The organism is Bisbaumannia salifodinae, from assembly GCF_055388505.1.
Window position 1 is genome coordinate 1,493,137 of sequence record NZ_AP043781.1, and the last position, 20,864, is coordinate 1,514,000.

Annotated in this window: 18 protein-coding genes; 14 read left to right on the forward strand and 4 right to left on the reverse strand. The window is 68.0% G+C overall.

Translation table 11 applies throughout. From position 1 onward, the window contains the following. Positions 1-2: 2 nt before the first annotated feature. A complete protein-coding gene (locus tag ACZ5EF_RS06775; protein ID WP_346063134.1) occupies positions 3-1,091 on the forward strand; it encodes a hypothetical protein in 1,089 nt (362 codons plus the stop codon). A gap of 239 nt (positions 1,092-1,330) precedes the next feature. Here the strand turns inward: ACZ5EF_RS06775 and xthA are convergent, their stop codons facing one another. Together xthA and ACZ5EF_RS06785 are read right to left on the reverse strand one after the other, a co-directional pair. Further along, on the reverse strand, positions 1,331-2,158 hold the full coding sequence (gene xthA / locus ACZ5EF_RS06780; RefSeq protein ID WP_346063187.1) for an exodeoxyribonuclease III: 828 nt from the start codon (positions 2,156-2,158) through the stop codon (positions 1,331-1,333). Next, positions 2,158-2,394, reverse strand: coding sequence for a hypothetical protein (locus ACZ5EF_RS06785; RefSeq protein WP_346063133.1), 237 nt, complete (start codon positions 2,392-2,394; stop codon positions 2,158-2,160). The genes xthA and ACZ5EF_RS06785 overlap by 1 nt, the downstream gene beginning before the upstream one ends. 169 nt (positions 2,395-2,563) lie before the next feature. Here ACZ5EF_RS06785 and ACZ5EF_RS06790 point away from each other — a divergent pair, with 169 nt between their 5' ends. Beyond that, positions 2,564-3,850 carry a DEAD/DEAH box helicase gene (locus tag ACZ5EF_RS06790; RefSeq protein WP_346063132.1) on the forward strand — a complete coding sequence of 429 codons (1,287 nt, stop codon included), beginning with the start codon at positions 2,564-2,566 and terminating at the stop codon, positions 3,848-3,850. 4 nt (positions 3,851-3,854) lie between these two features. Continuing rightward, positions 3,855-5,987 (forward strand): ATP-dependent DNA helicase DinG, encoded by a 2,133-nt coding sequence (gene dinG, locus ACZ5EF_RS06795; protein WP_346063131.1) that lies wholly within the window; start codon positions 3,855-3,857, stop codon positions 5,985-5,987. Between the two features lie 74 nt (positions 5,988-6,061). On the opposite strand, the gene ACZ5EF_RS06800 is transcribed toward dinG, so the two are convergent. Beyond that, on the reverse strand, positions 6,062-7,138 hold the full coding sequence (locus tag ACZ5EF_RS06800; protein WP_346063130.1) for a 3-deoxy-7-phosphoheptulonate synthase: 1,077 nt from the start codon (positions 7,136-7,138) through the stop codon (positions 6,062-6,064). Between the two features lie 309 nt (positions 7,139-7,447). Between ACZ5EF_RS06800 and rpoE the strand changes: the two genes are divergently transcribed. The 11 genes from rpoE to pdxJ all read left to right on the forward strand — a co-directional run bounded on the left by rpoE (position 7,448) and on the right by pdxJ (position 18,023). Further along, positions 7,448-8,053, forward strand: a complete 606-nt coding sequence (gene rpoE / locus ACZ5EF_RS06805) for an RNA polymerase sigma factor RpoE (RefSeq protein ID WP_346063129.1) — start codon at positions 7,448-7,450, stop codon at positions 8,051-8,053. Positions 8,054-8,234: 181 nt separating this feature from the next. After that, a complete protein-coding gene (locus ACZ5EF_RS06810; protein WP_346063128.1) occupies positions 8,235-8,900 on the forward strand; it encodes a sigma-E factor negative regulatory protein in 666 nt (221 codons plus the stop codon). Next, positions 8,900-9,868, forward strand: a complete 969-nt coding sequence (locus tag ACZ5EF_RS06815) for a MucB/RseB C-terminal domain-containing protein (RefSeq protein ID WP_346063127.1) — start codon at positions 8,900-8,902, stop codon at positions 9,866-9,868. The genes ACZ5EF_RS06810 and ACZ5EF_RS06815 overlap by 1 nt, the downstream gene beginning before the upstream one ends. 1 nt (position 9,869) lies before the next feature. Further along, positions 9,870-10,319 carry a SoxR reducing system RseC family protein gene (locus ACZ5EF_RS06820; protein WP_346063126.1) on the forward strand — a complete coding sequence of 150 codons (450 nt, stop codon included), beginning with the start codon at positions 9,870-9,872 and terminating at the stop codon, positions 10,317-10,319. 57 nt (positions 10,320-10,376) lie between these two features. Beyond that, positions 10,377-11,792, forward strand: coding sequence for a DegQ family serine endoprotease (locus ACZ5EF_RS06825; RefSeq protein WP_346063125.1), 1,416 nt, complete (start codon positions 10,377-10,379; stop codon positions 11,790-11,792). A gap of 166 nt (positions 11,793-11,958) precedes the next feature. Then, entirely contained in the window at positions 11,959-13,776 is a 1,818-nt protein-coding gene (gene lepA / locus ACZ5EF_RS06830) for a translation elongation factor 4 (RefSeq protein ID WP_346063124.1), read from the forward strand. Between the two features lie 27 nt (positions 13,777-13,803). After that, positions 13,804-14,607, forward strand: a complete 804-nt coding sequence (lepB, locus tag ACZ5EF_RS06835) for a signal peptidase I (RefSeq protein ID WP_346063123.1) — start codon at positions 13,804-13,806, stop codon at positions 14,605-14,607. Positions 14,608-14,679: 72 nt separating this feature from the next. Next, positions 14,680-15,369: a ribonuclease III gene (gene rnc / locus ACZ5EF_RS06840; protein ID WP_346063122.1), complete on the forward strand. Its 690-nt coding sequence runs from the start codon at positions 14,680-14,682 to the stop codon at positions 15,367-15,369. Further along, positions 15,366-16,265, forward strand: coding sequence for a GTPase Era (era, locus tag ACZ5EF_RS06845; RefSeq protein ID WP_346063121.1), 900 nt, complete (start codon positions 15,366-15,368; stop codon positions 16,263-16,265). The genes rnc and era overlap by 4 nt, the downstream gene beginning before the upstream one ends. A 192-nt stretch (positions 16,266-16,457) precedes the next feature. Beyond that, positions 16,458-17,171, forward strand: coding sequence for a DNA repair protein RecO (gene recO, locus ACZ5EF_RS06850; RefSeq protein ID WP_346063120.1), 714 nt, complete (start codon positions 16,458-16,460; stop codon positions 17,169-17,171). Between the two features lie 69 nt (positions 17,172-17,240). After that, positions 17,241-18,023: a pyridoxine 5'-phosphate synthase gene (gene pdxJ, locus ACZ5EF_RS06855; protein ID WP_346063119.1), complete on the forward strand. Its 783-nt coding sequence runs from the start codon at positions 17,241-17,243 to the stop codon at positions 18,021-18,023. A gap of 34 nt (positions 18,024-18,057) precedes the next feature. On the opposite strand, the gene ACZ5EF_RS06860 is transcribed toward pdxJ, so the two are convergent. Continuing rightward, positions 18,058-20,766, reverse strand: a complete 2,709-nt coding sequence (locus tag ACZ5EF_RS06860) for an ATP-binding protein (protein ID WP_346063118.1) — start codon at positions 20,764-20,766, stop codon at positions 18,058-18,060. Between the last annotated feature and the right edge of the window lie 98 nt (positions 20,767-20,864).

Consider the following 20,864-nt stretch of genomic DNA (forward strand, 5'->3'; position numbering starts at 1 on the left):
CGATGTTCCGATCTCCTTCCCGCCCTCTGCTGCTGACACTGAGCCTCTGGCTGGCCGCGCCCCTGGCGCTGGCCGAGCCGGCCCTGCCCGGTGCCACCATCCGTGACCTGGAGGCGCTCCAGCAGCGCCTGACGGCGGGGGAGGGGGCATCGGTGGCCGAGCGCGCCGCGGCCCAGGTCGAGCGCCTGGCTTCCGGCAATGCCGCCGACCGCTGGGCCGCCGCCCTCTATGCTCAACTGGCCGGCCACGCCGAGGCCCGGGCCGGCCGTCACGCCGCCGCCGCCGATCATCTGGCCCGAGCGCGTGCACTGGGGGACGACGAGGCCTCGCGGCAGCGCTGGCGGCGTCAGGAGGCGGAGCTGCGCCTGACCGCGGGGCAGACCGCCCGGGGCGCCGAACTGCTCGAGGCCTGGGTGCGTGAGCATCCCGAGGTGCGGGCGCCACGCTGGCGCCTGGTGCGGGCCCTGGCCGAGCTGGGGCGTTGGGAGGCCGCCGCCGATTGGCTGCCGACGGGCGGCTCGCCCGACCAGCAGGCCCTGGCCGCCACCGTCTATCAGCGCGCCGGGCGCGGCGGCGAGGCCCTGGCGCGTCTCGAGGCGCGGCTGGAGAGTGGCGCCGACGCCGAGACCTGGCGTCGCGCCGTGGGCCTGGCCCAGCGCCTGGGTCGCCACGCGCAGGCCGCGGCCCTCTGGGAGGCGGGCTGGCGGGAAGGTGTCTTCGCCGGCAGCGAGGATCTCGAGCGGCGTATCCGCCTGCACCTGGCCGGGGGTACCCCGGCCAGGGCCGCCGAGCTGCTGGAAACCGCCCTGGCCGAGGACGCCCTGGAGGAGCGTCTCGAGTACCGCCGCCTGCTGGCCCAGGCCTGGGAGGCGGCCCGGGACCGGGAGCGAGCCCTGGGCGCCTGGCGCTCGCTGGCCGAGGCCAGCGGGGCGGCGGAGGATTGGCTTGACCTGGGGCGCCTGGCCTATGCCTGGGGGCGGGACGACACCGCCGCCGACGCCTGGGCGCGGGCGGCGGCCCTGGGCGAGACGCGGGCCGAGGCCTGGCTGGCCACCCTGGATTCCACCGAGGATTCTTGGCGAGCCCCTTGAGTCTTGAGGCGTTGTGAAGGCCAAGGAGCGCTGGGGGCAGGTCAGAGCGGGGGTCCTATGCCATGGGTGAGGAGCACGGCTCCGAACGGGCTGGCCAGGGATGGCCAGCACCGGTCCTGCGAGCGGAGCAGGATGCGAGAGCGAAGCAGGGCATCGGTAGCGCCCATGGATAGGTTTACCGCGCCCCGCGAGGGCCTGCCCCCAGGATAGCTCCGTGCCTTGCACGGGCCTTGACTGGCCTAGAGGGCCAGTTCGGTCCAGACTGGGGCGTGGTCCGAGGGGCGCTCCATGCCGCGCAGCGCGTAGTCGATGCCGGCCTCCTCGACGCATTCGGCCAGCGGCGCGGTGACCAGGATATGGTCGATGCGCAGGCCCCGCTTGGGCTCGCGATCGAAGCCCTTGGAGCGGTAGTCGAACCAGCTGAAGCGATCGTCGACGTCCGGGTAACGCACCCGGTAGCTGTCTACCAGGCCCCAGGCCTTGATGCCCTCGAGCCATTCCCGCTCCACCGGCTGGAAGCTGGTCTTGCCCTCCCGCAGCCAGCGCTTGCGGTTGGCCTCGCCGATACCGATATCCTGATCCTCCGGGGAGATATTGAAATCCCCCATCACTGCCAGGCGCTCATCCGGGCGGTGATCCTCCGCGAGCAGGCGCTGGAGCTGGGCATAGAACCGGCGCTTGTGGGGAAACTTCACCGGGTGGTCGACATTCTCCCCCTGGGGGAAGTAGCCGTTCCACACCGTCAGCGGCTCGCCGCCGCCGGGGCGCAGGCGCACCCCGATCATCCGTCGCTGGGCCTCCTCGGCGTCATCCGGGAAGCCATAGAGAACCTTCTCCGGCTCGCCGCACTGGGCGGGGTCGACCATCAGTGCCACCCCGTAGTGGCCCTTCTGGCCGTGGTAGTAGACCCGGTAGCCCAGGGCCTCCACCGCCTCGCGGGGAAACTCGGGGTCATCCACCTTGGTCTCCTGCAGGCCGATCAGCGCCGGGCGATGGCTCGCCACCAGCGCCTCCAGCTGGGGGAGGCGGGCGCGGATACCGTTGATATTGAAGGAAACCAGGCGCATCATTCGTCGTCCTTGTCGGGGCGCTTCGGGTGGATCTCGATCTGCGGGGCCTGCTCCTGTCGGGCCTGCTTGCGCTCCGCCTGGCGCTTGCGCTGGTCGACCTTCTTCTGCTGGAAGCGCTGCGACGACCCGACCTCGTCGGGGTTCTCGTGTCGCCACTTCTTGTAGTCCTTGCGCCGGCCGGTGCGGATGGTCACCCGGTCGGCCAGGGAGCGGGTCTTTTTCTTGCGAGTCATGAGTAGCGGCTCCATTGCGCGTTGGCCGCCTATTCTAGCAGGGCGGTCGCTGCCTGAGACAGCTTGGCGAGCCCTGACGGCCAAGCCCTGCTACAATAGCGGGCTTGGAATCGCCCGGGCATGTCGCCAGGCCACATCCACTGAACGATTTGGGACAGAATCACAGCCTATGAGCGAGTCGGAAACCCCCACAGCAGCGGCCCCGCAGCCGGCCCAGAACCGCAAACCCAAGCGCCGGCGCCGCAAGCCGCGCAAGTCCGGGTCCAGTTGGGACCTGCGCCAGTTCCAGGTGCCGGCGGTGGCGGGCAAGTGGCGCTTCCACGACTTCGACCTGCCGCTGCCCCTGATGCGGGCCATCCATGCCCTGGGCTTCGAATACTGCACCCCGATTCAGGCCGAGGCCCTGGCCAAGACCCTGCTCGGTGGCGACGTGGTCGGCAAGGCCCAGACCGGCACCGGCAAGACCGCCGCCTTCCTGATCTCGATCCTCGCCTACTTCCTGGAAGAGGACGCCCCCGACGGTCAGAAACCCGGCGCGCCCCGGGCGCTGATCGTCGCGCCGACCCGCGAGCTGGCGCTGCAGATCGAGAAGGATGCCAAGGCCCTGGCCCGCTTCACCCCGCTCAATGTGGCCAGCGTCGTCGGCGGCATGGACTATCAGAAGCAGCGCGACAACCTGGGCAAGAAGCTCGATATCCTGGTGGCCACCCCGGGGCGGTTGCTCGACTTCCACGAGAAGCGCGATGTCGACCTGACCCAGGTCGAGGTGCTGGTGCTGGACGAGGCGGATCGCATGCTCTCCATGGGCTTTATCCCCGACGTCAAGCGCATCATCCGCCACACCCCCAAGAAGGAGGAGCGCCAGACCTTCCTGTTCTCGGCCACCTTCACAGAGGACATCCTCAACCTGGCCAGCCAGTGGACCCATGAGCCGGCCCAGGTCGAGATCGCCGTCACCGTTGATAACCAGGCGGATATCGATCAGCGGGTCTATATGCTCAGCGATGCCGACAAGCAGCGCCTGTTGGTCAAGCTGCTGCAGCAGGAGAGCTTCGAGCGGGTCATCGTCTTCGGCAACCGCCGTGACCTGGTGCGCAAGCTCGACGAGCTGTTGCGCCAGGCCGACATCAACGTGGCCATGCTCTCCGGCGACGTGCCCCAGAACCAGCGCATCACGACCCTGGAGCGCTTCCGCGAGGGCGAGGTGCGGGTGCTGGTGGCCACCGATGTGGCGGGCCGCGGCCTGCATATCGATGACGTCAGCCATGTGATCAACTACACCCTGCCGGAGGATCCGGAGGATTACGTGCACCGCATCGGCCGTACCGGCCGGGCCGGCGCCAAGGGCGTGTCGATCAGTTTCGTGGGCGAGGAAGACGCCTTCTCGCTGCCGGAGATCGAGCGCTATATCGACGCCAAGCTGCCCTGCGAGCATCCGCCGGAAGGCCTGCTCTGAGGCCATGCTCGACGAGGCCCTGAAGGGCGAGATTCAGACCGCCTACCGGCGCCTGCTGGAGGGGCTCGAGCTGACGCCCCGCTATGGCCAGCGGCTGATGATCGCCGAGATCGCCCGTACCCTGGCCGGCATCCAGGCCGACGAGGCCGGCAAGCGGCTCAGTGACGAGCATATCTGCGTGCTGGAGGCGGGCACCGGCACCGGCAAGACCCTGGCCTACCTGCTGGCGGCCTTGCCGGTGGCCAAGGCCCGCGGCAAGCGCCTGGTGGTGGCCACCGCCACCGTGGCCCTCCAGGAGCAGGTCCTGCACCAGGACCTGCCGTTGCTCAAGGCCCACAGCGGCCTCGATTTCGACTTCGCCCTGGCCAAGGGGCGCGGGCGCTACCTCTGCGTGGCGCGCCTCGACCAGGCCCTGGAGGGCGGCGAGGAGAATCCCACCCTGGCGCTCTTCGAGCAGGCCCTCGACAGCGGCGACGACTTCCAGGCCCTGGCCAAGGCGATGGGCGAGGCCTATGGCGGCGGGCGCTGGGAGGGCGATCGCGACGCCTGGCCCGAGGCCATCGAGGATGCCCATTGGCGGCGCCTGACCATCGATCATCGCCAGTGCACCAACCGCCGCTGCGGCCATTTCTCCGCCTGCGCCTTCTTCCGCGCCCGGCGTCGCCTGGAGGGCGCCGACGTCATCGTCGCCAACCACGACCTGGTGCTGGCGGACCTGGCCCTGGGCGGCGGGGTGGTGCTGCCGGCCCCCGGCGAGTGCATCTATATCTTCGATGAGGGGCACCACCTGCCGGACAAGGCGATCGAGCACTTTACCCACCGCTTCGCCGTCAACGGCGCCCTGCGCTGGCTGGGCACCCTCAAGAAGTCGCTCACCGAGCTCAATGCGGCGCTCGCCGTGCAGCCCACCCTGGCACGCCTGCTGGCGACCCTGCCGGATGCCCTGGCGGCCCTGGAGCCGCGCCTCGGCGAGGTGTTCGGCCTGGCCCATCAGCTCGCCGAGCTGCCCGAGGGGGCCGGCGAGAGCGCCCAGCATCACCGCTTCCCCATGGGCGAGGCGCCCCAGGCGCTGCGCGACCAGGCCGCCGCCCTGGTGCCGGTATTCGCCGAGATGAGCCGCACCCTGGAGAGCATGGCGGATATCCTCCGCGAGAGCCTCGACCCGGAGAAGTCCACCGGCCTGCCCCGGGAGCAGGCGGAGGCCTGGCTGCCCCTGGTGGCCCTGCTGCATGGCCGGGCGCTGGAGGCCCACGCCCTGTGGCTGGCCTTCGCCGAGCAGGACGATCCCGCCGATCCGCCCCGGGCCCGTTGGCTGACCTTCGAGCGCTTCCAGGGCGAACCGGAACTGGCGATCTCGGCGAGCCCGGTGTCGGCGGCGTCGACCCTGGCCCGCCACCTCTGGGGCAGCTGCTATGGCGCCGTGGTCACCTCGGCCACCTTGACGGCACTGGGGCGCTTCGAGCGCCTCCAGGAGCGCGCCGGCCTGGCCAACCGTTACCGCTACCAGCGCCTGCCCAGCCCCTTCGATTATTCCCGGGCGGTGCTCAGCGTGCCCCGGGAGGCGGTGGATCCGGGCAACCGCGAGGCCCACGAGGCGGCCATCCTCGACTTTATCGGTGGCCTCGGCGCCGACGAGGCGGTGCTGATGCTGTTTTCCTCCCGGGCCCAGCTGCGCGCCGTGGAGAAGGCGCTGCCGAAGCCCCTCGCCGAGCGGGTGCTGGCCCAGGACCGCCTGCCCAAGCGCGAGCTGATCGAGCGCCACCGGGCACGGGTGGATCAGGGGCAGGGCAGCATCATCTTCGGCCTGGCCAGTTTCGCCGAGGGCATCGACCTGCCCGGCGCCTACCTGACCCATGTGGTGATCACCCGGCTGCCCTTCGCGGTGCCCGATGATCCGGTGGGGGCGACCCTGGCGGAGTGGATCGAGAGCCGCGGCGGCAACGCCTTTATGCGCATCAGCGTGCCGGACGCCTCCATCAAGCTGGTCCAGGCCTGCGGGCGACTGATCCGCAAGGAGGCCGACCAGGGGCGCATCAGCCTGCTCGATCGCCGGGTGCTGACCCGTCGCTATGGCCGCGCCCTGCTCGATGCCCTGCCGCCCTTCGTGCGCGAGATCGACGGGGTGCGCCAGGGATAGGCGGTTAGGCTTTTATCGCCACACACGACAGGGCCCGCCAGTTGGCGGGCCCTGTCGTTGACGGCAAGCGAGGCTTAGCCGCGGTGACGGGTCGGCAGCACTGCCTTGAGCTTGTCGTCCATGCGGTGCAGGGCCTCCTCGGTGGCATCCCAGTCGATGCAGGCGTCGGTGATGGAGACGCCGTACTGCAGCTGGCTGCGATCCGCCGGCACCTTCTGGTTGCCCCAGCCGATATTGGACTCGATCATCAGGCCCATGATGGAGTGGTTGCCTTCGAGGATCTGGTTGGTGACGTTCTCCAGCACCAGCGGCTGCAGGGCCGGGTCCTTGTTGGAGTTGGCATGGGAGCAATCGACCATGATATTGGCCTTGAGGCCGGCCTTCTTCAGCTCCTGCTCGGCCAGGGCCACGCTGACGCTGTCGTAGTTGGGCTTGCCGTTGCCGCCGCGCAGCACCACATGGCCGTAGGCGTTGCCGCGGGTGCGAATGATCGCTACCTGGCCACCCTGGTCGATGCCCAGGAAGTTGTGCGGGTGGGCCACCGACTGCAGGGCATTGATGGCCACGTCCAGGCTGCCGTCGGTGCCGTTCTTGAAGCCCACCGGGCCGGAGAGGCCCGAGGCCATCTCCCGGTGGGTCTGGGACTCGGTGGTACGGGCGCCGATGGCGGACCAGCTGATGCAGTCCTGCAGGTACTGGGGGGAGATCGGGTCCAGCGCCTCGGTGGCCAGGGGCAGGCCCATCTCGGAGAGCTCCACCAGCAGGCGACGGGCGATATGCAGCCCCTCCTCGATCTCGAAGGAGTCGTTCATGTGGGGGTCGTTGATCAGCCCCTTCCAGCCCACGGTGGTGCGCGGCTTCTCGAAGTAGACGCGCATCACGATCAGCAGGCTCTCCTTGACCTCGTCGGCCAGGCGGCGCAGGCGGCGGGCATAGTCCAGGGCCGCGTCCACGTCATGGATGGAGCAGGGCCCCACCACCACCAGCAGGCGCGGGTCCTGGCCATCGAGGATGCGCTGGATGGCCTGGCGTCCCTCGATCACGCTGCGTTCGGCCTCCTCGGTCAGGGGAATCTCCTGCTTGAGGGCCTCGGGGGTGATCAGGACGTCCTGGGCGAGAACATTGAGATTGTTGACCTGCTGTTGTGACATGCGGCTACCTGTGATGAATCGCGCGGTAATAATATAAGGGGGTGTCCGAGTAGGCTTCTACTATCGCTCGCCGTCTGGGCGGAAATCAATCGTACCATGGAACTCGCCGTCATCGGCGCAGTCACAGGCCCTCGTGAGTCGTGCGCATGCCGCTTGATGGAATGCCGATAAACAGGAACACTTACGCTAATCCATCACCCCGCCAGGTTAAGGTCGACGTCTATGATGCCCCCCCTTGTCACTCTCCCCACCAGTCAGGCCGCGCCGTCTCCCCTGGCGCCATGCGCCGCCCGGATGGGGAGGGATTGAATGGGCACCCGCGAAACCGACCAGCGCCTCGTCGAACGGGCGCAGCAGGGCGACACCCGGGCCTTCGATCTGCTGGTCAAGAAGTACCAGCACAAGATTCTCGGGCTCATCGGCCGCTATGTGCACGACCAGGCCGAGGTCCAGGACGTGGCGCAGGAGGCCTTTATCAAGGCTTACCGGGCGTTGGGCAAGTTCCGCGCCGAGAGTGCCTTCTACACCTGGATGTATCGCATCGCCATCAATACCGCCAAGAATCACCTGGTCTCCCGGGGACGTCGTCCGCCGGGCAACGACCTGGATATCGTCGATGCCGAGATCCTCGATCATAGCGGCCGGCTCTCCGATATCGAATCACCGGAGGCTTCCATGGCTCGCGATCAACTGGAGGCGGCGGTCTTCGAGGCCATCGAGCAGCTCCCCGAGGACCTGCGTACCGCCATCACCCTGCGCGAATTCGATGGGCTCTCCTACGAGGATATCGCCAATGTGATGGATTGCCCGGTGGGTACGGTGCGCTCGCGGATCTTCCGCGCCCGGGAGGCGGTGGATCGCCATATTCAGCCCCTGGTGACCACCTCGCGGACCCAGGACATGGTCTCCGAATGAGCCGGGGCGAAACTTTTGCCAGGCGGCTGAACTGTTGGCGGTCCTTGGCGTCAGAGGAGATGCCATGAGGTTGCGACAAAATCGCGCAGGGTGACCCGGTCGCCCGAGGGTAACGCTGGGGGGCCGCCGGGCCCGGGACGTTCATAGGCATTATGCCGTGTCGAGTGTGAGGGTAGAGGTAATGAAGCAGAACACGCGGGAGTCATTGTCCACCTTAATGGACGATGAGGGTGACGATCTGGAGTTGCGCCGTGTCCTGAAGTCGCTGGAGGCCGAGCCGGAAGCGGCCGACACCTGGCGACGTTATCATCTGGCCCGCAGCGCCATGCGACGAGAGCGTGAGGTGACCTCCGACATCGACCTCTCCGCCGGTATTCTGGCCCGCCTGGAGGGCGAGCCGGCGCCTGGTCGAGCGGTCGAGACGCCGCGTCGCGGGCTCTTCTCCTGGGCCGGCCGTGCCGCCGTGGCCGCCGGGGTCTCCCTGGCGGTAATCACCGGGGTGCAGGTCTATAACCAGGGCGAGATGGGGCCCGAGATGGCCGCCAGCGAGGCGCCTGCCGAGGCGCGCCCCGCGGCCTCCTCGACGGCACGCCCCTCCCTGGTCGACCTGCCGCTCTTTCAGGGCCAGGGCGGCATCCGGGCCGCCGGCTCGCCGCTGATGACGGTGGGTGCCGAGTCCCCCTGGCTGGCCCCCAATTCGCGGCAGTCCCAGCGTAACGACCAGCAGCAGGCGCTGATCCTGCAATCCTATCTGGATCGTCATGCCCAGGGCAGTGCCTATCGCAGCGGCGATGCCTGGATGCCCCTGCTGCGTGCCTCCGGCAACGAGTGGCAAGGGCAGCGCTGATGCGGGCATGGCCACGGAAGCGGCACTGGCTGGGCTCGCTGCTTGGCCTCTCCCTGGGATGGGGCGGCCTGGCTCAGGCCGAGTCGAGCGGTTTCGACTGTCGTGCGCTGGGCGATCCGCCGCCCCCGGAGACGCCGGCGGCCTGGTTCGAGCGCAGCCTGTGGGCCAATCACTGCTATCTCTTCGAGGCACGGGCGGTGCGCATCAGCGGCGAGGGGGTACGCGCCCTGACGTTGATCCATCAGGTCGAGGATGGCCTGCAACGGGAAGTGGCGCATTACCTGGATGGTCCACCCCAGACCTATGAGCGCCTGGGGCGCGTCGGCCGGGGTGGCTGGGCCGAGGCGGGCAGCGAGGTCCCTGCCTCGCCGGATGCCATCATGGCTCATCTGGATGACTACTATCGCCTGCGCCTGGCCGGCGACGAGCGAGTGGCCGGGCGCGAGGCGCAGCGCCTGGATGTCGAGCCCCTGGACGCCATGCGCTACGGCCAACGGCTATGGCTCGATCGCGACACCGGCCTGCCCCTCAAGCAGGAGCTGCTCGATGTGGAGGGGCGGGTCCTAGAGACCTTCCAGCTCACCGAGCTGGAGCGGCCGCGCCTCTATGAGGGCCGGGTGCGCCTCGACACCCTGCGTGAACCGCCCCCCGAGACCTGGCGCCCCGGCTGGCTGCCGCCGGGCTATGTGGCCCAGCCGGTGGTCACCACCAGCAGCCTGCATGGCGAACGGGTGGGCCACCGGGTCTATAGCGACGGCCTCTCCAGCCTGAGCCTCTTCGTCGAGCCTCTCACCGAGGAGCATCCTTCCCTGGCACCGGGCTTGCACCGCCTGGGGATTTCCTATGCGGCGGTACATCACCGGGAGCTGGGTGGGCGCCCCATGCAGGTGGTGGCCCTGGGCGAGGTGCCGCCCCGGGTGCTGTTGCAGGTGGTGGAACGCCTGCAATGGCAAAGCGAGGAGCCGTGAAATGGACGCCGCGTCTCGGCTACTGATCGCCGAGGGGCAGGTGATCACCCCTTTCGAGGGGGGCGCCTGGGTCGAGTTTACCCCCTTGGCAGGCTGTCAGGGCTGCGCCGCCAGCCAGGGCTGTGGTACCGGCCTCTGGGCTCGCTGGCGGGGGGCGAAGCCCCGGCGCCTGGCCATCGACAGCCACCGCCCGCTGCACCCCGGCGAGCGGGTAGTGGTGGCGCTGCCGGCACGAGGCCTGGTGCAGGGCGCCCTCGGCCTCTATGGCATGCCACTGATCGGTGCCCTGGGGCTGGGTGCCTGGGGGGAGGCGCGCTTCGGCGCCGATAGCCCCGCGGTGATCCTTGCCCTGCTGACCGGCCTGGCCCTGGGGGCCGGCCTCACCCGCTTGGTGGCCCGCTATCATGGCGCCCGCTACCGCCCGCGACTCCATGAGCCGCCGGGCCGCTAGTCCTCGTCGTTTGTTGGTCTCTTGATCCCTTGTCTCGTCAAATCGCAGGAGCCTTACATGCAACCCATTCGCCATTTTCTCTCAGCCTGGCTATTGACGCTGGTAAGCCTGCTGGCCTGGTCCTCGGCACAGGCTCAGGAGCTGCCCGACTTCCGAACGCTGGTGGAGCAGGCCGCCCCCGGGGTGGTGAATATCTCCACCACTCGGGTAGTGCCCTCCCGGCAGCAGCAGTTCTATGGGCCCGGAGAGGAGCTGCCGGAAATCTTCCGACGCTTCTTCGGCGACCAGTTTCCCATGCCCCCGGGTGGGCCCGGCGGTGAGCGGGGTCAGGAGCGCCACTCCCTGGGCTCCGGTTTCATCATCGATGCCGACGGTTACATCCTGACCAATGCCCATGTGGTGGATGGCGCCGACGAGATCCTGGTGCGCCTCAATGATCGCCGCGAGCTGGCCGCCGAAGTGATCGGCGCCGACACCCAAACCGATGTGGCGCTGCTCAAGGTGGAGGCCGAGGGGTTGCCGACCCTGGCCCTGGGCGACTCCGATGCCCTGCAGGTGGGCGAGTGGGTGGCCGCCATCGGCTCGCCCTTCGGCTTCGATCATTCGGTGACCGCCGGCATCGTCAGCGCCATCAACCGCACCCTGCCGCGGGATGCCTATGTGCCCTTTATCCAGACCGATGTGGCCATCAACCCCGGCAACTCCGGTGGCCCCTTGTTCAACCTGGATGGCGAGGTGGTGGGCATCAACTCCCAGATCTTCACCCGCAGCGGCGGCTTCATGGGGCTCTCCTTCGCCATCCCCATCAACGTGGCCATGGGGATCGCCGACCAGTTGCGTGCCGATGGTCGCGTCAGCCGCGGCTGGTTGGGGGTGGTGATCCAGCCGGTCTCCCGGGACCTGGCCGAGTCCTTCGGCCTCGACTCGGCCCGCGGCGCCCTGATCGCCGATCTCGACCCCGAGGGGCCGGCGCGCCGTGACGGCGTCCAGGCCGGGGACGTCATCATCGCCGTGGATGGCGAGGAGGTGGAGCGCTCCAGCCACCTGCCGCGGCTGATCGGGCGGGTCAGCCCGGGCAACGAGGTGGCGCTGACGGTGATGCGTGACGGCGCCGAGGAGGAACTGACGGTGACCGTGGGCGCCTGGCCGGATGCCGAAGTCGCCAGCGCCGCCGGCAAGGACGAGGGCGCCGGCCGGCTGGGGCTGGTGGTGGGGGAGGTCAGCGCCGCCGAGCGGGAGCGCCTGGGCATTGAGGCCGGGGTGCGGGTGCGCCAGGTCGATCCCGATGGCTCGGCCTATGAGGCGGGCATTCGCGGCGGGGATATCATCGTCTCGGTGGATCATCACCCCATCGCCTCCGCCGCCGATCTGGTCGCCGCCGTCGCCGAGCAGGAGGGCGGCCACGCCGTGCCGGTACGCCTCTATCGCGACGGTCGCTCCCTCTATGTGGCGCTACGCCTCGAGCGTCGTTGATCCGTCGCCGAGTCGTCATCGGGGCCCCGCGGGGCCCCGATGCGTCTCTGGCCTCGCTGTCCAAGCCGCGGCCATGCCGGTACAATGCGCGCATCTCACTCGACGTCCTGCGCAGGCGGTTCTTCTTTTCCGTACGGGGGCGCGTACATGAAGCGGATTTCAGCGAATGTCGAATACCGAAAAACGTAAAGAACTCAGTCATATACGTAACTTCTCCATCATCGCGCATATCGATCATGGCAAGTCCACCCTGTCGGATCGGATCATCCAGCTGTGCGGTGGCCTGAGTGATCGGGAGCTCAAGGAGCAGGTCCTCGACTCCATGGATATCGAGCGGGAGCGGGGCATCACCATCAAGGCCCAGTCGGTGACCCTCGACTACCAGGCCGAGGACGGCAATACCTACCAGCTCAACTTCATCGATACCCCGGGCCACGTGGACTTCTCCTACGAGGTGTCGCGCTCGCTGTATGCCTGCGAGGGGGCCCTGCTGGTGGTGGACGCCGCCCAGGGCGTCGAGGCCCAGTCGGTGGCCAACTGCTACACCGCCGTGGAGCAGGGCCTCGAGGTGCTGCCGGTACTCAACAAGATGGACCTGCCCCAGGCCGACCCGGACAAGGTCTCCCAGGAGATCGAGGAGATCATCGGCATCGATGCCACCGACGCCTGCCAGGTCTCCGCCAAGAGCGGCCTGGGCATGGAGGCGTTGCTGGAGCGCCTGGTGCGCGATATTCCGCCGCCCAGGGGCAACCCCGATGGCCAGCTGCAGGCGCTGATCATCGATTCCTGGTTCGACAATTACCTGGGGGTGGTCTCGCTGGTGCGGATCTTCGACGGCACCCTCAAGAAGGGCGAGAAGATCCGTATCAAGTCCACCGGCCGCGACTGGCAGGCCAACGAGGTGGGCATCTTTACGCCGCTGCGCCGCGAGACCGGCGTGCTGCGCGCCGGCGAGGTGGGCTTTATCGTCGCCGGCATCAAGGACATCCAGGGGGCCCCGGTGGGGGATACCATCACCCACGCCAAGACCCCGGACGTGGAACGCCTGCCCGGCTTCCAGAAGGTCAAGCCCCAGGTCTATGCGGGCATGTTCCCGATCAGCGCCGACGATTACGAGGACTTCCGCGACGCCCTGGAGAAGCTGGCCCTCAACGATGCGTCCCTCGAGTACGAGCCGGAGAACTCCGATGCCCTGGGCTTCGGTTTCCGGGTCGGTTTCCTCGGCACCCTGCATATGGAGATCATCCAGGAACGCCTCGAGCGCGAGTATGATCTCGACCTGCTCACCACCGCGCCCACCGTGGTCTATGAGCTGGTCATGAAGAATGGCGAGGTGCGCTACGTCTCCAACCCCTCCAAGTTGCCGGACATGGCCGACGTGGAGGAGATGCGCGAGCCCGTCGTGCGGGCCAGCATCCTGGTGCCCCAGGAGTTCGTCGGCAACGTGATCGCCGAGTGCGAGAATCGTCGCGGTACCCAGAAGGACATGCAGTTCCTCGGCAGCCAGATCCAGCTGATCTATGAGCTGCCGATGTCCGAGGTGGTGATGGACTTCTTCGATCGCCTGAAGTCGATCTCCAAGGGGTATGCCTCCCTGGACTACGGCTTCGAGCGCTTCGAGGCCGCCAAGCTGGTGCGCCTGGACGTGCTGATCAACGGCGACCGGGTGGATGCCCTGGCGGTGATCATCCACCGCGACCATGCCCACGGCCGGGGGCGCATCCTGGTCGAAAAGATGAAGGAGCTGATCCCGCGTCAGATGTTCGACGTGGCGATCCAGGCCGCCATCGGCGGTCAGGTGGTGGCTCGCTCCACCGTCAAGGCGCTGCGCAAGAACGTCACCGCCAAGTGTTACGGCGGCGACGTGAGCCGCAAGAAGAAGTTGCTCGAGAAGCAGAAGGCAGGCAAGAAACGCATGAAGCAGGTCGGCCGGGTGGAGATTCCCCAAGACGCCTTCCTCGCGGTACTCAAGGTCAATGACTGATTTGATAACCTAGGAACGCTTAACCCCATGGACTTTTCGCTGTTGCTGGTGGTGGCCGTGGCCATCACCGGCCTGATCTGGCTGGCCGACCGGCTGTGGTGGCGGCGTGGCCGCCTGGCGCGGCTCGCCGCGGTGGAGGCCGAGGCCCAGGAGCCCGTGGAGGGCGGGGCCCGCGAACGGCTGCTCAAGGAACCCTGGCCCGTCGACTATGCGCGCTCCTTCTTCCCGGTGTTGCTGGTGGTGCTGGTGGTGCGCAGCTTCCTGGTGGAGCCCTTCCAGATCCCCTCCGGCTCCATGCGCCCGACCCTGGAGGTGGGCGACTTTATCCTGGTCAACAAGTACGCCTATGGCCTGCGCCTGCCGGTGACCCATACCCGTGTCGTCGAGCTGGGCGAGCCGCAGCGGGGCGATGTCATGGTGTTCCGTTTCCCCAGTGAGCCCTCGGTGAACTTCATCAAGCGGGTGGTGGGGCTGCCCGGCGATCGCGTGCGCTACGAGGGCAAGCAGCTCTATATCAACGGCGAGGCGGTGCCCAAGGCGCTGCTGGAGGAGGGGCCCGCCGCAGCGCCCCGGGAGCTGCTCCTCGAAGAGCGCTTAGGCGAGCGAGGCCACCTTATCTACAATAATCCTCAGGATCCCGGTCCTCAGGTGCGCGAAGTGGTGGTGCCCGAGGGGCACTATTTCACCGTCGGCGACAACCGGGATCACTCCAACGACAGCCGCTATTGGGGCTTCGTGCCGGAAGAGAACATCGTCGGCCGTGCCTTCGCGGTATGGATGCACTGGGACGGCGGCCTGCCCAGCTTTACCAGTGTGCGGCGGATTCAGTAATCAGGGGGGAGAGCCCCCGATGGCTCGCGGCCTGGCCGCGGGTCATCCGATAAGCAACAGAGCAGGAGTTTCGTGAGCAACCCCCTGAAGGATTTCAGCCGTCGCATCGGCCACCCGTTCGGCGACGCCTCGTTGCTGGAACTGGCCATGACCCATCGCAGTTACGGCGGCAAGAACAACGAGCGGCTCGAGTTTCTCGGCGACTCCATCGTCAACTTCGTGATCGCCGAGGCGCTCTTCCGGCGCTTTCCCGAGGCCCGCGAGGGACAGCTGTCGCGGTTGCGGGCCCGGCTGGTCAAGGGCCAGACCCTGGCCGAGCTGGCCCGGGAGTTCGAGCTGGGCCAGTGTCTGCGGCTCGGCTCCGGCGAGATGAAGAGCGGCGGCCATCGTCGCGACTCCATCCTCGCCGATGCCGTGGAGGCGGTGATCGGCGCCATCTACCTGGATGCCGGCATGGACGTGGCCAAGGCCCGGGTACTGGCCTGGTATGGTACCCGCCTGGAGGCCATCGACCTGCAGGATACCCAGAAGGACCCCAAGACCCGCCTGCAGGAGTTCCTGCAGTCCCGCCAGTCGCCGCTGCCCCGCTACGAGGTGCTGTCGGTGGAGGGCGAGGCCCATGCCCAGACCTTTACCATCGAATGCCAGGTAGAGATGCTGGATGTTCCCACCGTCGGCGTCGGCTCCAGCCGTCGCTATGCCGAGCAGCAGGCCGCCGAACAGGCCCTGGCGCAACTCGAACCCAAGGGAGCCCGGTCATGACCCAGACCTGTGGATTCGTGGCCATCATTGGCCGCCCCAATGTGGGCAAGTCGACGCTGATGAACCGCATCCTCGGCCAGAAGGTGTCGATCACCTCCCGGCGTCCCCAGACCACCCGTCATCAGGTGATGGGCATCAAGACCGAGGGGGAGGCGCAGTTCATCTATGTGGACACGCCGGGGATGCATATCATGGCGAAGGATCGCAACAAGGCGATCAATCGTTTCATGAACCAGGCCGCCACCCAGGCCCTGCGCGACGTGGACTGCGTGGTCTTTATCATCGACCGCACCCGCTGGAGCGACGAGGACCAGGTGGTGCTGGACAAGCTGGCCCAGGTCAAGGCGCCGGTGATCCTGGCGGTCAACAAGGTGGACTGGCTGGAGGACAAGGCCAGCCTGCTGCCCTGGCTGGCCAAGGTGGGCGCCAAGCGCGACTTCGCCGCCATCCTGCCGATTTCCGCCAAGCATGGCACCAATGTGCCGGAGCTGGAGGCGGAGGTGGCCAAGCATCTGCCGGAGAGCATCCACTTCTATCCGGAAGACCAGATCACCGACAAGAGCCAGCGCTTCCTGGCCGCGGAGCTGGTGCGCGAGAAGATCATGCGTCAGCTCGGCGACGAGCTGCCCTACCAGATGACGGTGGAGATCGAGGAGTTCCGCGACACCGGCAAGGTGATCCATATCAGCGCCCTGATCCTGGTGGAGCGCCCCGGCCAGAAGAAGATCCTGATCGGCGACAAGGGCGAGCGCATCAAGCAGATCGGTCGCGAGGCGCGCCTGGAGATGGAGCGGGCCTTCGGCGCCAAGATCATGCTCAACCTCTGGGTCAAGGTGAAGCGCGGCTGGTCCGACGATAGCCGGGCGCTCAAGAGCCTGGGCTACGATCTGGATTAAGCCCCAGCGCCAAGCGGCAAGGAACCCCGAAAGCCACAAGGGCAAGGTACAAGAACCCCCTTTGTTGCCCATAGGGCTGGGCGAAGATTGCCTTGTTCCTTGTTCCTTGTTCCTTGTTCCTTGTTCCTTGTTCCTTGTTCCTTGTTCCTTGTTCCTTGTTCCTTGTAGCTTGCGGCTATCGAAGGATCGTCCATGCAGCCACAACCCGCCTTTCTGCTGCATAAGCGTCCCTACCGGGAGACCAGCGCCCTGGTGGAGCTGATCACCCTGGATCATGGTCGGGTACGCGCCGTGGCGCGGGGCGTACAGCGCCCCGGCAGCCGCAGCCGTGGACGATTGCAGCCCTTTACGCCCCTGCACCTGACCTGGAGCGGCCACGCCGAGCTCAAGCGCCTGGGGCTGATGGAGAGCCGCGGCGCGGCGGCCCTGCTGGCCGGCGAGGCGCTGCTGTGCGGCTTCTATGCCAATGAACTGCTGACCCGCACCCTGCCGGTGGAGCTGCCGGTGGCCGAGGTGTTTGCCTTCTATGGCGCCCTGCTGGAGGCGCTGCCCTATCCGCAGCGGCGTGGCCCGGCGCTGCGACGCCTGGAGCTGGCCCTGCTGGAGGCCCTGGACGCGGCCCCGATCTATGTGGACGAGCGGGGCGCCGAGCTGGACCCCCAGGGCCGTTATGGTTATCGGGCCGAGGCGCGGCACTTCGTGCGGTTGGCCGAGGGCGGCTTGGATGGGCGCACCCTGCGCCTGCTGGCCCAGGGCGACTGGAGCGAGCCGGGGCTGGCGGGCCCCGCCAAGGGGCTGGCCCGGGCGGCCCTGGCGCCACTGCTGGGCAGCCGCCCGTTGCGTTCCCGGGAACTGATGCAGCGCCTCGCCGCCTCCCGACGTGCCGCGGCGTCGCCGGGTGCTTGACCCGGGCTTCCCGCTTTCGGCGTCTGCCTTTACCCTTATGCCTTGATTTCCCTTTCCCTGGAGCTCGCTATGCATCCCCCGCGTATTCTGCTCGGCGTCAATATCGATCATATCGCCACCCTGCGTCAGGCCCGTGGCACCCGCTATCCGGATCCGGTCCAGGCGGCGTTGCTGGCCGAGGAGGCCGGTGCCGACGGCATCACCGTGCACCTGCGCGAGGATCGCCGGCATATCCAGGAGCGCGACGTGCGCCTGCTGGCCGAGGTACTCAATACCCGCATGAACCTGGAGATGGCGGTCACCGAGGAGATGCTGGCCCTGGCCGAGGAAGTCCGGCCGGCCCATGTGTGCCTGGTGCCGGAGAAGCGTGAGGAACTGACCACCGAGGGTGGCCTGGACGTGGTGGGAGGCTTCGAGGCGATCGCCGCGGCCTGCGCGCGCCTGGCCGCCGTCGGCTGTGAGGTGTCGCTGTTTATCGACCCGGAGCCGACCCAGATCGAGGCCGCCGTCAAGGCCGGGGCGCCGGTGATCGAGCTGCATACCGGGGCCTATGCCGAGGCCAGTGGCGAGGCGGCTCGCCGGGAGCATGCGCGGATCGCCGCCGCCGCCGAACTGGCCGGGGAGCTGGGGCTGATCGTCAATGCTGGCCATGGCCTGCACTACCACAACGTGGAGGCCATCGCCGCCATTCCCGGCCTGCATGAGCTCAATATCGGCCATGCCATCATCGCCCGCGCCCTCTTCGTGGGGCTCAAGGAGGCGGTGGCGGAGATGAAGCGGCTGATCATCGCCGGCCAGGAGGCGGGCTTCGTGGCGGCCCTGGAGGCCCACGACCACGATCACGACCACTGAGTCGACCCCGGGGCGAGTCCGCCCCCCGGGCGACCTATTTCAGGCTGGTGGAAGTGGCCTCGCCATCCCGGGGCGCTTCCGCTCCTTGCTCCCAGGCCCGTAGCCGCACCATGGCGGCATAGAGGGCGTCGACCAGTGACGCGGTGTCGGCCAGGCCGGCGACCCGCAAGCGGGTCTCCAGGGTCTCGGCGAGCAGGGCCAACTGGGGCACGCCGCAGTAGCGGCAGGCGCCGTTGAGGGCATGCACGGCGTCCAGGAAGGCGGTCTCGTCCCCGGCCTCCCAGGCCTGGTGCAGTTGATCCTCGGTGTCGTCGAGGCTGGCCAGCAGCATCTCCAGGGTCTGGCGTGCCAGGTCCTCGCGTCCCCCGGCCAGCTTGGTGCCCAGGGCCAGGTCCACCGCCGGCAGCTCCTCGTCCCGGGTGGGCGGGGGGCGACGCGGGGCCGGGCGCGGCGAGGGGGCGGCGGGTAGGCTCAGGGGCATGCTGAGATGCTGTCCCAGCAGGCCGACCAGGGCCTCCGCCTGGATCGGCTTGATCAGCACATCATGCATGCCGGCCTTGAGCAGCCGCCGGCGTTCCTCCTCCAGGGCATGGGCGGTCACCGCGATAATCGGGCAGCCTCGCCAGCCGCCGCCCAGCTCGCGCAACGCCTTCATCGCCTCCACGCCGTCCATGCCCGGCATACGGATATCCATCAAGACCAGGTCGAAGGGCTCGGAGCGCCCCCGGGCCAGGGCCTCCTCGCCACTGGCCGCCTCGACCACTTCCAGGCCCAGGCCATCGAGCATCTCGCGCACCAGCAGGCGATTGGAGTCGGTGTCATCCACCACCAGCACCCGTCGGGGGGTGGTCGAGACGGGAGCCGCGGGCGCCGGGGCCGGCGTGGGTGCATCCAGCTGGCGCTGGACCACCGTCGCCAGGCTGCGCCGTGACAAGGGCTTGCTGATCACCTCGCCGCCATGGGGCAGGGGCAGGTCGGGGATATCGAAGGGCGGCACGTTGGCCATCACGATACTGGGGCAGTTCACCCCCGCCAGGCAGCTGCGCCAACTGAGCATCTCCGCCCTGGCCATGGGCAGAGGCGGCAGGCCCACCAGCAGCAGGTCCGGTGCCGCCAGGGGGGAGTCGCAGGGGCTGGCCTCTTCGAGCACCTGCAGCTCGGCCCCCCAGCTCCTCAGCAGGTGTGCCAGGGCATGGCGAGTCGCCGCATGGGGCTCGAAGAGGGACACCCGCAGGCCGCTCAGGTCCAGCTCCTGGGGGCGCTCCTCCAGCGATTTGGCCCGCAGCGGCAGGCTGAGGGTGAAGGTCGAGCCCCGCCCCGGGGCACTATCCACGCCGATCTCGCCGCCCATCTGCTCCACCAGCTGGCGACAGATCATCAGCCCCAGGCCGGTGCCGCCATAGTGGCGGGTATCGCTCTCCCGGGCCTGCTGGAAGGCCTGGAAGAGGCGTCGCTGGCTCTCCTCGTCCATGCCGATGCCGGTATCGCTGATCTGCACCCGCAGGATCACCTCGGCGCCCTCGGTCTCTTCCAGCATCACCCGTACCAGGATCTCGCCCTTCTCGGTGAACTTGATGGCGTTGTGGACCAGGTTGGTGAGCACCTGCTTGATGCGCAGCGGGTCGCCCTGCAACTGGGCCGGCACGTCGTCATAGACCAGCCCCAGCAGGTGCAGCTGCTTCTGCTGGGCCATGGGGGCCTGCAACCCCAGCACCTCGTCGACGATCACCAGGATATCCAGGTCGACGCTTTCCAGCTCCAGCTTGCCCGCCTCGATCTTGGAGAAGTCGAGGATATCGTTGATCAGCGACAGCAGGCTGTTGGAGGCCTTGTGTACATGGCTGAGCCACTCCTGCTGGCGGTCGTCCAGGTTCGAGCGGGCCAATAGCTGGCAGAAGCCGATGATGCCGTTGAGGGGCGTACGGATCTCGTGGCTCATATTGGCCAGGAACTCCGACTTGATACGGCTCGCCTCCAGGGCGCGGCGGTGGGCCATGTCGAGCTCGATATTCTTGATCTCGATGGTTTCCATGGACTCCTGCAGGTCCAGGGTGGTCTGCTCGATATGCTGCTGCATGTCTTCCTGGGCATGACTCAGGTAGTCGGCCAGGGCATTGAGGCCCTGGGCCAGCTCGGCGGTTTCCACCGGCCCACCGGTGTCCAGGCGCGGCCGGTAGTCGCCGCCATTGAGACGCTCCAGGGCGCGGCGCAGCGATTCCAGGGGCTGTACCCACTGACGCCCCAGGCCGTAGGCCAGCAGGAAGAGCGCCAGTCCCAGCACCAGGCAGCCCAGGCCGACCAGGGTCAGGTGGCGGTAGAAGGTCAGGCGCTGGCCGGTCGGGGTCACCTCCAGATCGACCCACAGGGGCGTGGCCAGGCCGGGGAGGGGGGTCTGCAGGCGCCACCCCTGCCAGGCGGAGGCCCCGGCACCGTCGGGCCTTAGTGCGCTCTGCCCCTTGCCCAGATGCAGGGTGGCATCGCCCTGGGCATCACGCAGGCTCAGCGCCTGCACCGGCGACTCGTCCAGCAGGCGTTGGGCGAGCTCGGCCAGGCGCACCTGATCCCCCGCCTCGATGGCCTCGGCCAGGGAGGGCGTCAGCAGGGCCACGGCACGCTCCAGCCGCGTCTTGAGGGCGGCCTGCTGCTGCTGGTCGATGTAGTAAAGGCTAGTCGTGGCGATGCCGCCGATCAGGATCAGCGGCACCAGGAAAACGAGCAGCATCAGGCGGGTACGCAAGGACATCGGGGCTTCCCATGGCGCCAGGGGTTGGCGGACAGTATGACACAGCCGGGGATCATCACTGTCACCCGGCCGGTCCCATGGATATAATGGAAAAAACG

Bases quoted from the DNA above. Each gene is read 5' to 3' on its own strand.
- ACZ5EF_RS06775 (WP_346063134.1), top strand. From the start codon at position 3: ATGTTCCGATCTCCTTCCCGCCCTCTGCTGCTGACACTGAGCCTCTGG.
- xthA (WP_346063187.1), bottom strand. From the start codon at position 2,158: ATGCGCCTGGTTTCCTTCAATATCAACGGTATCCGCGCCCGCCTCCCC.
- ACZ5EF_RS06785 (WP_346063133.1), bottom strand. From the start codon at position 2,394: ATGACTCGCAAGAAAAAGACCCGCTCCCTGGCCGACCGGGTGACCATC.
- ACZ5EF_RS06790 (WP_346063132.1), top strand. From the start codon at position 2,564: ATGAGCGAGTCGGAAACCCCCACAGCAGCGGCCCCGCAGCCGGCCCAG.
- dinG (WP_346063131.1), top strand. From the start codon at position 3,855: ATGCTCGACGAGGCCCTGAAGGGCGAGATTCAGACCGCCTACCGGCGC.
- ACZ5EF_RS06800 (WP_346063130.1), bottom strand. From the start codon at position 7,138: ATGTCACAACAGCAGGTCAACAATCTCAATGTTCTCGCCCAGGACGTC.
- rpoE (WP_346063129.1), top strand. From the start codon at position 7,448: ATGGGCACCCGCGAAACCGACCAGCGCCTCGTCGAACGGGCGCAGCAG.
- ACZ5EF_RS06810 (WP_346063128.1), top strand. From the start codon at position 8,235: ATGAAGCAGAACACGCGGGAGTCATTGTCCACCTTAATGGACGATGAG.
- ACZ5EF_RS06815 (WP_346063127.1), top strand. From the start codon at position 8,900: ATGCGGGCATGGCCACGGAAGCGGCACTGGCTGGGCTCGCTGCTTGGC.
- ACZ5EF_RS06820 (WP_346063126.1), top strand. From the start codon at position 9,870: ATGGACGCCGCGTCTCGGCTACTGATCGCCGAGGGGCAGGTGATCACC.
- ACZ5EF_RS06825 (WP_346063125.1), top strand. From the start codon at position 10,377: ATGCAACCCATTCGCCATTTTCTCTCAGCCTGGCTATTGACGCTGGTA.
- lepA (WP_346063124.1), top strand. From the start codon at position 11,959: ATGTCGAATACCGAAAAACGTAAAGAACTCAGTCATATACGTAACTTC.
- lepB (WP_346063123.1), top strand. From the start codon at position 13,804: ATGGACTTTTCGCTGTTGCTGGTGGTGGCCGTGGCCATCACCGGCCTG.
- era (WP_346063121.1), top strand. From the start codon at position 15,366: ATGACCCAGACCTGTGGATTCGTGGCCATCATTGGCCGCCCCAATGTG.
- recO (WP_346063120.1), top strand. From the start codon at position 16,458: ATGCAGCCACAACCCGCCTTTCTGCTGCATAAGCGTCCCTACCGGGAG.
- pdxJ (WP_346063119.1), top strand. From the start codon at position 17,241: ATGCATCCCCCGCGTATTCTGCTCGGCGTCAATATCGATCATATCGCC.
- ACZ5EF_RS06860 (WP_346063118.1), bottom strand. From the start codon at position 20,766: ATGTCCTTGCGTACCCGCCTGATGCTGCTCGTTTTCCTGGTGCCGCTG.